Genomic DNA, 12,816 nt, shown 5'->3' on the forward strand with positions numbered 1-12,816 from the left:
TGCTCTCTCAGGAAGTGTCCAGGTACGTATCGTAAAGTGAATCGCTGGTAAACCGGGCCTGTGGTTCCATCACAGACCCGGTCCTGGTGTTGAGATGGAGGAAATGGTGCGGCGCACGCGGCTGGCAACGGCGCTTATGGTGACGGTTCTCTCGGCCTCCCTCGCGGCCTGCGGTGGTGAGCCCGCCGCGAAGCCCTCGCCGAGCCCGACGACGAAGGCCCCGGCGAAGGTGAAGCTCGTCTTCGGGGTCTCCGGCCACAAGACGCTCGTCGACACCTACAAGCAGCTGGCGGCCGAGTACACCCAGGAGGTCGCCAACGTCACCGTCGAGGTGAAGTCCTGGCCGACCGCCGACCAGCTCGCCGCGGCGGTCAACAGCGGCGAGAAGGTCGATGTCGTGCTGACCCCGCGCGCCGATGTCGAGAAGTTCGCCGAGGACAAGCTGATCCAGCCGGTGGACACCCTGCTCGAGGCCCGCAACGTCGACTTCGGCGACAAGTACTCCCGCGAGGCGATGGAGGACTTCTCCGTCGACCGCCGCCTCGAGTGCATGCCCTACTCCGTCTCGCCGCAGGTCGTCTACGTCAACACCGGACTGATCGACTTCGAGACCATGAAGGAGGAGGGTCTTCCCACCCCCAGCTTCCGGGCCGATGGCTCTCTGCGTGGCTGGACCCTCGAGCAGTTCAGCGCGGCGATGACCTACGCCGCCGAGCACAACAAGGGCGTCCGGGGCACCTACGTCGAGCAGAACCTCTCCTCGATGATGCCTTGGCTCGCCGGCGCGGGTGCGACCCTCTTCGACGACCCGCTGGCACCGTCGACAACCGCGCTGGGGGACTCAGCCGGTTCGTACGAGGAGCTGGTCGCGGCGCTCAACCAGCCCAACGTGCTGGCCAGCCCGAAGGACCTCGGCGGGCGCACCCCGTTCCAGGCCTTCAAGCAGGGCCGCCTGGTCGCGCTCACCGGCGACCGGTCGCTGGTCTCGGAGCTTCGGGCGACCGAAGGGACGGAGTGGGACGTCATGCCGATGCCGGGTGGCAACGGCACCACCGGTGACTACGCCGGACTGTGCATGGGCGCAGCGCCCGCCGACCCGGATGCCGCTGCCGACTTCCTCACCTACCTGATCTCGACGGAGTCGGTCGTCAAGATGGTCCGCACCGGCCACTTCGTGCCGGTGAACTCCGAGGTCGGCTATGCCCCGGTCTTCACCCAGCCCGAGCGCAATCCCAAGAACGCCCGCATCTTCACCGACACCGTGCGCGACATGCAGGTCCTGCCCGAGGACACCCAGCTCGCTCAGCTGCAGAAGGTCGCCGCCGCCCTTGTCCGAGGATCGTTCACGGCCGAGGAGCCCGAGCAGATCGAGGAGTTCGCGGTCCAGATCGACGCGCTCTCCAAGACCGTCTTCCCCCAGCCGACCCCGTCGGCCACGCCCTCGACCTCCACCTCACCTTCGCCGAGCTCGTAACCCCGCGCCGAGGCGTCACCTACGTCGGCCGAGGCGTCACCCGCTGATCTCTCGGCCGACGCGCGTGACGTCTCGGCTGGTTCAGGAGTCGTTCTCGGCGTGGAGCACGGCGTCGGTGAGGAGCGGGGCGGTGAGGGCGATCTGCCAGCCGCGCGCGCCGAAGCCGGAGAGGATCTCGATGATGCCGTCGAGGAGGGCGCCGGGGTCGCGGGTCTTCGGAGGCGCCCACATGGCCCGGCGGAGGAAGTCGGGCGTCAGCAGATTCTCGGCGGGAAGGTTGCGGGCCTCGGCGAGGGCGTTGACGGACTCGCGCGCGAGCGTGAGCCGACGCGCGGCGACCGGGTCCTTGTCGGCCCACGCGCGCGGCGGGGGAGGGCCGTCGGTCCGCGGCGTACGCACCGGGAGCTCGTCGTCGTCCATCGAGACCGCGCGGTTGAGCGCTTTGACCCAGGAGCTCACGTAGCGCTCTGCGCCCCGGCCGTGGAAACCCTTCAACCCGAGCAGCGAGGCCTTGTCCTGGGGGAGATCCTGCGCGGCGACCACGATCGCGGCGTCGGGGATGATCCGGCTAGGGGTCACGTCGCGCTGTTGCGCGATCCGGTCACGCTCGGTCCACAGCTCGCGCACCGCGGCGAGGCCGCGGCGTCCGCGGACCCGGTGCATGCCGGAGGTGCGCCGCCAGGCATCGGTACGCACCGGCGCCTCGAAGCCGCGCAGCCAGTCGAACTCCTGGCGGGCCCAGGTCTCCTTGCCCTGCGAGACGAGCTCGGCCGCCAGCGCGTCACGCAGCTCGACGAGCACTTCGACGTCGAGCGCGGCGTACTCCAGCCAGGCTTCCGGCAGCGGCCGGGTCGACCAGTCTGCCGCTGAGTGCTCCTTGAGCATGGTGAAGCCGAGCACCGTCTCGACCAGGGTGCCGAGGCCGACGCGCGGATAGCCCAGCAGGCGCCCCGCGAGCTCGGTGTCGAACAGGGCCGAAGGGTGCAGACCGAGGTCGCTGAGGCAGGGGAGGTCCTGGGTGGCGGCGTGCAGGATCCACTCGGTGCCTTCGAGCGCGGCGATCAGCGGCTGCATGGTGGTCAGCCCGATCGGGTCGACCAACCAGATCCCAGAGCCTTCGCGACGCAGCTGGAGCAGGTAGGCGCGGTTGGAGTAGCGATAGCCCGAGGCGCGCTCGGCGTCGATCCCGACCGGCCCGGAGCCGGCGGCGATGGCCGCGGCTGCCTTGACCAGGCCCTCGTCGGTGTCCGTGACCGGCGGCAGCCCGTCGCGCAGGGTCAGCAGCGGCGCCGGAGCGGATTCCTCGACGGGCTCCGTCTCCACAGAATCCGTCGGGTCGTCCGGGTTCGGCTCGGCCTCGGTGTTGTCCTCGATCACGCCTCCACCTCCGTTGCGCAAGCGCAAGGATACGGACGCGGCGGCAGGCTGGCGCTGTGGGTCACTCGCGGGTGCTCGATCACGCGCCTCGCTGCCCGCGCCGACTCTGTATGACGGTGACACCATCCGGCACCGGAGGAAGGCCTGCGGCCGTGCAGAGCAGCTCGCCCCACGCCTCGGTGTGCGGTCCTATGTCCAGGTCGCCCGACTCCGGCCGCACCGGTGTCCAGGAGGCGCGGATCTCGATCTGGGCGGTGCCGTCCTCGTCGGCCATCCCGCCGTAGGACTCGGTGGCGACCCGGGTCACGGTGCCTGCGGCGGCGACGTGCTCGGCGCCGTGGGCGGACAGCGCGTCGAGAAGCCAGGACCAGCCGACCTCGCCCAGCAGCGGATCGCTGATGTGCTCGACGTCTATGTCAGCCCGTGCGTATGCCACGAGTCGAAACATGCCGGGCAGCCCGCGCACCGTGCCCCAGGCATCGTTGCCGTCCGGGTCGTGCAGCAGGATCAGCCGTCCGGTCGCCACGTCCACGTCGTCGACGGTCACATCGGCCGACAACGCCGCGGCGTGCGGAGCGATCCGCTGGGGCGCGGGCATCTCGTCGACCAGCACCTCGGGCCGGAAGGTCGCGGCGCGCATGCCCTCCGCGGCGGACCGGAACGCGGCCGGGCCGCTCTCCGGCCCCGCGGCGGGACGCGACTCTCCACGGACGACCATGTGAACAGCGTATGTCTTCTCCGCGATTCGCGATGTGCGTACACGCCGCACCGGGTGGGACCATTGCCATGTGGTTGAGATCAGCACCTCCGACGCGCTCGCATCCTCCCCGTTCCTGCAGGCGCTCGCAGGGCAGAAGCCGAGCCGTACGCCGGTGTGGTTCATGCGCCAGGCCGGCCGTTCGCTGCCTGAATACCTGAAGGTGCGCGAGGGCATCGGGATGCTCGAGTCCTGCCAGAACGCTGACCTGATCACCGAGATCACCCTCCAGCCCGTACGCCGCTACGGGGTCGACGCGGCCATCTTCTTCTCCGACATCGTGCTGCCTTTGAAGGCCGTCGGGGTCGACCTCGACATCAAGCCCGGTGTCGGCCCGGTGATCGCGCACCCGGTACGCACCCTGGCCGACGTGGAGGCGATCCCGGACCTGACGCCGGAGCACGTCACCTACATCACCGAGGCCGTCCAGAACCTGGTCGGCGAGCTCGGAAGCATCAACGGCGGCACCCCGCTGATCGGCTTCGCCGGTGCGCCGTTCACCGTCGCGTCCTACCTGGTCGAGGGCGGCCCCTCGAAGGAGTACGCCAAGACCAAGGCGCTCATGTTCGGTGCCCCCGACGTGTGGGATGCCCTGATGCGCAAGATCGCCGGGATCTCCGGCGCGTTCCTGGAGGTCCAGGTCCGCGCGGGTGCCTCCGCGGTGCAGCTCTTCGACTCCTGGGCCGGCGCCTGCACCCCTGCCGACTACGAGCGCCACGTGCTGCCCTACTCCAAGGACGTGCTGACCAGGGTCGGCGAGCTCGGTGTCCCGCGGATCCACTTCGGCGTCAACTCCGCCATGCTGCTGCCCCTGATGGGCTCGGCCGGTGCCGAGGTCGTCGGTGTCGACTGGCGTACGCCGCTGGACTGGGCGATCGGTCAGCTCGGCGACGGCTTCGGTGTCCAGGGCAACCTCGACCCCGCCCTCGTCTTCGCGCCCACCGAGGTGATGCTCGAACAGGCCGGGAAGATCATCGAGACGGGGCGGCAGGCCAAGGGTCACGTCTTCAACCTCGGCCACGGCGTCATCCCGAGCACCGATCCCGACCAGCTCGCCCGGCTCACGGAGTTCGTGCAGAGCTACCCGCTGGACTGAACCCAGCCGAGGCCAAGGACGCGGTCGAGCGGCTCACCTGACCGAGCTCATTGCCGGGGTGCGAGACTTCTCCTGTGCGTGTCATCGTTGTCGGAGCGGGGATCGCCGGGCTGACCGCGGCCCGCGATCTGTCCCTGAAGGGCCACCGGGTCACGGTGCTGGAGGCCTCGGACCGAGTCGGCGGAAAGATCCGCGGGGAGTCGGTCGCCGGGCAAATGGTCGACGTCGGGGCCGAGGCGATGCTCAACCGTCGGCCCGAAGGGGTCTCGCTCGCCCAGGAGCTCGGGCTCGAGGTGGTGCACCCCACGGATGCGAAGTCGTCGATCTGGTCCCGCGGTGCGCTGCGGCCGATCCCGCGCTCGATCATGGGCGTGCCTCTCGACATGGCCGCGCTGGAGGCGTCCGGGGTTCTCTCCGAGGAGACCCTGGAGGTCGTACGCCGCGAACCCACGCTCCCACCCGCCAAGACGGACGAGGACATCTCTGTCGGCGACTTCATCGCGTCCCGGTTCGGCGACGAGACGGCTGACCGGCTGGCGGACCCGCTGCTGGCGGGGGTCTACGCAGGTCATGCTCGGTCGATCTCGGTGAAGGCGGCCGCGCCGCAGCTGTTCATGCTGGCTGAGAAGGGGTCGCTGCTGGAGGCTGCCGCGGCGCTCCCGAACTCGACCGTCCCGGTGTTCGCGGGGATCGACGGCGGGATGTCGGGGTTGCCCGCGGCGCTCGCCGAGGGACTGGACGTCCGGCTCGGCACCCCGGTCGACACCGTCACGCGCACGCTGCAGGGTTTCCTGGTCGAGATCGGCGAAGAGGTCGAAGCGGCCGACGCCGTGGTGGTCGCCACCCCCGCACCGGTCGCGGCGAGGCTGCTCCGCTCCACCGCCCCGTCGGTCGCCCGCGAGCTGTCCGGGATCGAGACCGCGAGCGTGGCCGTGGTGACCTTCGCCTTCCCCGACCTCCCCGCCTCGTTGGCAGGCAAGTCCGGATTCCTCGTCCCGCCCGTCGAGGAGTGCGCGATCAAGGCCTCCACCTTCTCCTTCGCCAAGTGGGCGTGGGTGGGGGAGCGCGGCAACTACCTGCGTACGTCCATCGGTCGCCACGGCGAGCCGCCCTCGGACGACGACGACCGCCTGGTCGCCGACTCCCTGGCAGCCCTGGCCGAGATCGCCGGCATCACCGCGAAGCCCACGGACGTGCACGTCCAGCGCTGGACCGACGCGCTCCCGCAGTATCCGGTCGGCCACCTCGACCGCGTCGCCAGGATCCGCCAAGGACTCCGCGGCGTACCCGGTCTGGCCCTCGCCGGGGCGTCCTACGACGGCGTCGGCATCCCCGCCACTGTCGCCTCGGCCCACCGGGCTGCGGCCGAGATCGGGTGAATGCTCACCGAGGTGGCTCGGCGGTGTCGCACTGACTTCGTGGAACTCCGCGAAGTCAGTGACCGCTGACCGAGTTACCTCGGTCAGCGTTCCGCAGGAACCCGATGATCCCGTCGAGAGCCTCCCGAGCGGCCGGGGCGACCCCGGGCAGCGCCATGAACCCGTGGAACGCCGTGCCGTAGTCGACGAGCGAGACCGGTGTGCCGGCCGCGCGGAGCGCATCGGCGTACCGGGTGCCGTGGTCGCGGATGGGATCGTGCAGCGCGGTGATGATGTGAGCCGAGGGCAGGTTGGCATGCGACGCGGCGCGCAGGGGAGAGGCCTGCCAGGACTCGTCCCCGTAGCGCTCGCCCATGTAGAGGTGGCCGAAGGTGCTCATCTGCGTCGAGGTGAGCACCGGGCCGTTGGCGTTGGCCGCCTCGGAGGGGAACTTCTCGTACATCTCCACCGCCGGGTAGATCAGCACCTGCGCGCCGATCGCGGGCCCGCCGGCGTCACGTGCCATCAGCGAGACCACGGCAGCCAGGTTGCCGCCGGCACTGTCGCCCATCACGGCGAGCCGCGTCGGGTCCCCGCCCAGGTCGGTGGCGTTCTTCGCGACCCACTCGACCGCCGCCCAGGCGTCCTCGACGGCTGCCGGGAACGGATTCTCTGGCGCCAGTCGGTACGACGGCGCGATCACGATCGACCCGGTCCGCGCGGCCACGTGCGAGGCGACCCACGCGCTCTGCTCCGGAGTGCCGAGGCACCAGCCACCGCCATGGAAGTTGATGACGACCGGCGCAGGCCCGCTGAGGTCGCGCGGGGAGTAGATCGCGAACCGGCGCCCGTCGACGTACGTCTCCTTGATCTCGACATCCGCGGGGCGGCCGAAGAGGAACGCGGTGACCGGCCCGGTCCGAAGGCCCTCGCGCTGAGCACGCAGGGCGATCATCTCCTCGGCGTTCAGCGGCGTCTTGACCAGGCGCTCCTGGAGGAAGGCGAAGATGCGGGTACGCAGCGGCAGCATGCCCACACCATAGAGGCCGGACGATGGAGCCCGGCGGGGATCGGCGACCGGCGGTAGCGCAAAATGGGGGCATGACCGATCCGCAGGCCGACATCAAGTCCAACGCAGCCAAGATCAACGAGCTCAACGAGACCATCCGCTACACGATGTGGTCGGTCTTCTCCCTCGAGGAGACCCTCGGCGACGCCGACCGCAAGGCCGAGGCGGTCGAGGTCGAGGAGCTCTTCGCCGCTCTTGCCGGCGAGGACATCGTGGTGCGCGGCACCTACGACGTGGCCGGCCTGCGCGCCGACGCCGACGTGATGTTCTGGCTGCACGCCGACTCCTCCGACAAGCTGCAGTCGGCCTACCACCGCCTCCGCCGCACCGCCTTCGGTGGCCGGCTCGTCCCGGTCTGGTCGCAGATGGCGCTGCACCGCCCCGCGGAGTTCAACCGGAGCCACCTGCCGGCGTTCCTTGCCGACGAGCGCACCCACGACTACGTCGCGGTCTACCCGTTCATCCGCTCCTACGAGTGGTATCTCCTCGACGACAAGGAGCGCCGCCGTCTCCTCGCCGAGCACGGCCAGATGGCGCGTGACTACCCCGACGTGCGGGCCAACACCGTCCCCTCCTTCGCCCTCGGCGACTACGAGTGGATGCTCGCCTTCGAGGCCGACGACCTCTCCCGCATCGTCGACCTGATGCGTCACCTGCGCGGGTCGGAGACCCGTCGCCACGTACGCGAGGAGGTGCCGTTCTACACCGGCGCCCGCGTCGAGATCGGTGACCTCCTGGAGCGCCTTCCCTGACATCTGCCCGACCCGGTCGGAACATCTCGGTAATTCACTGTCCGGCCTCGTACGTCTCCACTAGCCTCTTGCGTCGCGGTGGCTCCTGCTCGGGTTCGTGTGCCGATCCCGTCACGGGCTCCTGACATGTCCGCATGACCTGGGAGGGCTGAGACGTGGGGATGACCATCCCTGGGGAGCTGGACTTCGTACTCGACCTGCTCGGCTACGAGTGGCCGAACGTCAACGAAGATGCGGTCCGCGATGCCGCGCAGCTGCTGCGTGGTCTGGAGTCGGACCTTCGCGGCACGCTCGACGAGCTGGAGATCCGGGTCAACGAGCTCGGCGGCGGCGGTGCCGAAGCGCAGTCCGTGAATGCGCTGATCAGGGCGTGGACGGAGAACCGCACGGCCAACATGGACGGGCTGCTCGACGCGCTGCCCGGAGTCGCAGCGGGGATCGACCTCGCCGCTGATGCGATCGTCGGGCTGAAGGTGAAGGTGATCGCCGAGCTGACGATCACCGCGGCGCAGATCGCGGCCGCGGCGGCGACCGCTGTGGTCACGGCCGGCCTCAGCGTGGCCGGCAACGCAGCGATCATCGCCGTTCGAAAGAAGGCGCTCGACATCGCCACCGACATGGCGGTGGAAGAAGTGATCGGCCAGGTCGCGAGCATGGTGATCGACCCGCTGACCGGAACGATCACCGAGCTCGCCATGGCGGTCGCAGATGCTCCGATCGTGACCGACGGTGAGGCGACCGCGGCGACGAAGCTCAGCTACGACCTGATGGAGCAGATCGCCTCGGCGCTCAACGACTGTGGCGCCGATCAGTACGACCTCTGCGCGACGTTCGCAGCCGAAGTGTCCGCCCTGCCCTTCTTCGAGTCCTAGGAGAACTTCGATGGCCAGAAAGATGGATGACGTCGTCGAGGAGCTCCGTGAGGCGGCGACCAAGACTGTCAGCGACGTCGGACAGGCGTTGAAGAAGAACGCCGACGATGTCGCCGACGGGATCCGGAAGCAGGCGGACGCTCGCCGCGACCTGGACGGCGACATGGCCAGGTCCGGCTCCGATCGTCCGGGCGGCAACACCCAGGACACCACCACCACGGATGGCTCCTCGCGCAACGGAGACCGGGACCAGCAGGGTTGTGGTGACCCGGTCGATGTGGCCACGGGTGCGGTCTTTCTGCGGCAGGCCGACCTGACGCTCCCGGGTGACCTCCCGCTGGTCCTGAGCCGGAAGCACTCGAGCGACTGGACCTATGGTCATTGGTTCGGCCCCTCATGGTCCTCGACGTTCGACGAGCGGATCGACGTCCACACCGACGTGGTTGGTCGACGCTCAGCGGTCGTGGTGGCTGCTGACACCCGAGCGCACGTCTTCAAGAACCTCACGGCTGGCGTGGAGGCTCGACCGGTCGCGGGTGGGACCCTGCGGCTGCAGGTCAGCGAGGACGGTGAATACCGTCTGCTCGACGCCGCGACCGGGGAGACCCGCCACTACACCGGCGTCGGCGGCGCGGGTGGCACGGCTTGGTTGTCGTCGATCACGAATGCCTCGGGTGATTGGATCCGGTTCACTCGTGACGAGCAGGGTGCGCCCGCGGAAGTCACCCACAGTGCCGGGTATCGGGTGCAGGTGGCCACCGCCGAGCATCGCGTCACCGGGCTGACGGTGACTCGTCCCGACGGCGCCGACGCGGTGCAGGTGACGGGCTACCGATACGACGTCAACGGTGATCTGGTCGGGGTCGTCAACGGTTCCGGCGAGGAGCTGGAGTTCGGCTACGAGCACCACCGTCTGACTCGCTGGGTCGACCGCAACGGCACCTTCTACGACTACGTCTACGACACCCACGGTCGCTGTGTCAGCCAGGGCGGCTCCGACGGCGTCATGCGCAACACGTTCGAGTACGGCGAGCCCAACGCCAGCGGCCTGCGTGAGACCAGGGTCACCGATTCCCGTGAGCTCACAACGACGTTCAAGATCAACTCCCGCTTCCAGGTCGTCGCGACGATCGACCCGCTCGGGGGTGCCGCCAGCTCGGAGTGGAGCGAGCAGAACCAGCTCCTCGCGCGCTCCGACCCGCTCGGCCGCCGCACGACGTTCGCCTATGACGAAGCCGGCAACCTCATGGAGGTCACCCGACCGGACGGCAGTCAGGTCAGGGTGGAGTGGGTCGACACCGTAGCGGGGCCGCGACCGGCTCGCTACGTGCTCCCCGACGGGGACGTGACGACGCTGAGCTACGACGAGGTCGGGCGGCGTACCTCGTCCACCGACGGCACCGGTGCGACCACCGAGTTCGGCTACGACGAGCACGGTCACCTGACTTCGGTCACCGACCCCCTCGGTCGAGCCCGCATCATCGAGACGGATGCCGCCGGTCTGCCGCGGCGGGTCGTCGAGCCGGACGGCCGGTGGGCCGAGTTCGAGCGGGACCACTTCGGTCGAGTCGTCGCCAGCACAGACGCCCTGGGTGCCCGCACCGCATACTCCTGGACCGTCGACGGCCAGCTCGCCTCTCGGGTCCTGCCGGACGGTTCGACGGAGGCCTGGACGTACGACGGCGAGGGCAACCCGGTCTCCTACACCGATCCTGCTGGTCGCACCACCATGACCAGGTTCACTCACTTCGACATGCCCGCGGAGGTGATGGCGCCCGACGGCGCGACCACGCGCTACGCCTATGACCCCGAGCTGCGTCTCACCAGCGTCACCAGTCCCCAGGGTGCGACCTGGCGCTACGACTACGACGAGGCCGGCCGCCTCGCAGCCGAGACCGACTACAACGGCCGGACGCTGACCTACGCCTACGACGCCGCCGGCCAGATGGTCGAGCAGGTCAACGGCGCAGGTCAGCGGGTGCTCTACGACTACGACACCCTCGGCAACGTGGTCACGGAGCAGGCTGGAGACCAGACGACCACGCTGGCGTACGACGCCCTTGGGCGCCTCATGCGCGCGACCTCTCCAAGCGTCGATCTGATCATCGAGCGCGATCCGCTCGGCAGGGTGCTCGCCGAGTCGGTCAACGGTCGACGCGTGGCCAAGACGTACGACGCCCTCGGTCGACCGACCCGTCGTTCGACACCTGCGGGCGTCGAGACCGAGTGGTCCTACGGTCTCGGCCTCGCCCCGGAGCGGATGACTGTCGCCGGCCAAGAGATCGCCTTCGAGCACGACCTGACTGGTCGCGAGACTCGGCGCACCACCGGCGACCTCGTCCTAGAGCAGACCTGGGATCTCCTCGGCCAGCCTCTGACCCAGCGCCTCGAGCGGGAAACCACGTCGACGCCGGGTGATGTGCTCCAGGAGCGCACCTATGCGTACGAGTCCGCCGGTCGTCTGATCGGAGTCGAGGACCGCCTCACCGGCGCCCGCCGCTTCGAGCTCGACCTCGCCGATCGGATCACCTCGGTCGCCCTAGACGACTCCGTGTCGGAGGTCTACTCCTACGACCCGCTCGGCAACATCACCCGCTCCGCCGCCGGTGGTGACGACGCCGAGCGTCGCGACTACGCAGGCACTCTCCTCACCCGCGCCGGCCGCAGCCGCTACGCCTACGACGCCCAGGGCCGACTGATTCGCCAAACTCGCACCCGGCTCTCCGAGAAGCCGGACACGTGGCTCTACGAGTGGGACGCCAACGACCGCCTGACTGCCGTACGCACCCCCGACGGCACCCGCTGGACCTACCTCTACGACGCCCTCGGCCGTCGCGTCGCCAAGCGCCGCCACACTGAGTCCGGTGAGGTGGCCGACGAGGTCCTCTTTGCCTGGGACGGTGTCAACCTCATCGAGCAGACCACTGTGGCGGGGGAATCAGAGGGTGCAACGCTCTCGTGGGCATACCGGGGTTTCAAGCCTCTCGCCCAGATCGAGCTCGACACGATGTCCCAGGATGAGCTCGACGCCCGTTTCTACTCCATCGTCACGGATCTAGCGGGCGCCCCCTCCGAGCTAGTCACCCCCGACGGCGACCTTGCCTGGCATGCCCGTCGCACGATCTGGGGCGCGTCCTCCGAGGCGTCAGCGACTCCGCTCCGCTTCGCCGGCCAATACGCCGACTTGGAGACGGGCCTCTATTACAACAACCAGCGCTACTACGATCCCAGCACGGGTAGGTACCTCTCGCAGGATCCGCTCGGACTTGCGCCAGCTCCGAACCCGAACACGTACGTGGCCAATCCGACGACTTGGGCCGACCCCACGGGCCTTCTCGGGTGTGACGTCTCCATCTACAAGGCTTCACAGCCCGGGTTGGGTTCTCAGCACTACCGTGAAGGGTACAAGGCTGAGGATTTCCCAGGTGTCGCCTTCTTCACCCGGGATGAGCGCCTTGCCCAGCATTGGTCAGAGATCTACGGTGACGGCTACATCGAGATTCGAATGCCGCAGTCAGTCTTCGACGAGCACTTTGCGCCGCATGAGTGGAGATATCTTGGCTCTGAGGGGGACACGGAGTTGGAGGTGCCGTCTGATCTGCTCGACCTCCTCAGTTCGTTCCCTCGCACGCCCCATAACGTCCCCACGTAACCCCCCCCCATGACCAGGAGTGATGATGCTGACCGTTGGACAACGAGTACGAGGCCGCGTGGTTCGTCACGAGGCGTACGGCGCGTTCGTGGACATCGGAGAGTCAGAGCTCGCGGCACTGTTGCTGGACGCTCTGATCGACGATGATCCGCGGCGTGCCCGTGACTCGCTCCCAGCGGTCGGAGACGAGATCGAGGCAGTGTTCTTGGGTTACGGACCCCCGCGGGGAACTCAACCGAGAATCAGTATCCGACCAAGCGATTTTGCGAGGGCCGACCCAGAGGCTTGAGCGTCGATGGCGGGGCGCTCTGAACCGCGATCTGGTCGCCGACATCTTGGGGTATACCTCCCTGAGACTGGCACACAGGTGAGGGGCCCGAGCCGGAAGGAAGTGCGTCAAATGGCGTGG

10 protein-coding genes are annotated in these 12,816 nt (G+C 68.8%); 7 read left to right on the forward strand and 3 right to left on the reverse strand.

The window, feature by feature from the left end:
* Positions 1-139: 139 nt before the first annotated feature.
* Positions 140-1,474: an extracellular solute-binding protein gene (locus ABZZ22_RS15815; protein WP_354932946.1), complete on the forward strand. Its 1,335-nt coding sequence runs from the start codon at positions 140-142 to the stop codon at positions 1,472-1,474.
* Between the two features lie 81 nt (positions 1,475-1,555).
* Here ABZZ22_RS15815 and ABZZ22_RS15820 read toward each other — a convergent pair whose 3' ends face one another.
* Complete coding sequence (locus ABZZ22_RS15820; protein ID WP_354932948.1) at positions 1,556-2,851, reverse strand: ribonuclease D; 1,296 nt, start codon at positions 2,849-2,851, stop codon at positions 1,556-1,558.
* A gap of 79 nt (positions 2,852-2,930) precedes the next feature.
* Complete coding sequence (locus tag ABZZ22_RS15825; protein WP_354932950.1) at positions 2,931-3,569, reverse strand: DUF3000 domain-containing protein; 639 nt, start codon at positions 3,567-3,569, stop codon at positions 2,931-2,933.
* A gap of 70 nt (positions 3,570-3,639) precedes the next feature.
* Between ABZZ22_RS15825 and hemE the strand changes: the two genes are divergently transcribed.
* Positions 3,640-4,704: a uroporphyrinogen decarboxylase gene (gene hemE / locus ABZZ22_RS15830; protein WP_354932952.1), complete on the forward strand. Its 1,065-nt coding sequence runs from the start codon at positions 3,640-3,642 to the stop codon at positions 4,702-4,704.
* Between the two features lie 74 nt (positions 4,705-4,778).
* A complete protein-coding gene (hemG, locus tag ABZZ22_RS15835; RefSeq protein WP_354932954.1) occupies positions 4,779-6,083 on the forward strand; it encodes a protoporphyrinogen oxidase in 1,305 nt (434 codons plus the stop codon).
* 55 nt (positions 6,084-6,138) lie between these two features.
* Here the strand turns inward: hemG and ABZZ22_RS15840 are convergent, their stop codons facing one another.
* The gene (locus ABZZ22_RS15840; protein ID WP_354932956.1) at positions 6,139-7,092 is read right to left on the reverse strand and encodes an alpha/beta hydrolase; all 954 of its coding nucleotides are present in this window, start codon (positions 7,090-7,092) and stop codon (positions 6,139-6,141) included.
* 71 nt (positions 7,093-7,163) lie between these two features.
* Between ABZZ22_RS15840 and hemQ the strand changes: the two genes are divergently transcribed.
* The 4 genes from hemQ (at position 7,164) to ABZZ22_RS15860 (ending at position 12,696) form a co-directional block, all read left to right on the forward strand.
* A complete protein-coding gene (gene hemQ, locus ABZZ22_RS15845; RefSeq protein ID WP_179659640.1) occupies positions 7,164-7,883 on the forward strand; it encodes a hydrogen peroxide-dependent heme synthase in 720 nt (239 codons plus the stop codon).
* A 161-nt stretch (positions 7,884-8,044) separates the two neighbouring features.
* A complete protein-coding gene (locus tag ABZZ22_RS15850; RefSeq protein ID WP_354932958.1) occupies positions 8,045-8,755 on the forward strand; it encodes a hypothetical protein in 711 nt (236 codons plus the stop codon).
* 10 nt (positions 8,756-8,765) lie between these two features.
* Positions 8,766-12,407 carry an RHS repeat-associated core domain-containing protein gene (locus ABZZ22_RS15855; RefSeq protein WP_354932960.1) on the forward strand — a complete coding sequence of 1,214 codons (3,642 nt, stop codon included), beginning with the start codon at positions 8,766-8,768 and terminating at the stop codon, positions 12,405-12,407.
* Between the two features lie 25 nt (positions 12,408-12,432).
* The gene (locus tag ABZZ22_RS15860) at positions 12,433-12,696 is read left to right on the forward strand and encodes a S1 RNA-binding domain-containing protein (protein ID WP_354932962.1); all 264 of its coding nucleotides are present in this window, start codon (positions 12,433-12,435) and stop codon (positions 12,694-12,696) included.
* Positions 12,697-12,816: the final 120 nt, after the last annotated feature.

The sequence above is a fragment of the Nocardioides sp. NPDC006273 genome (genome assembly GCF_040613495.1).
In the GTDB taxonomy this organism is placed as follows: domain Bacteria; phylum Actinomycetota; class Actinomycetes; order Propionibacteriales; family Nocardioidaceae; genus Nocardioides.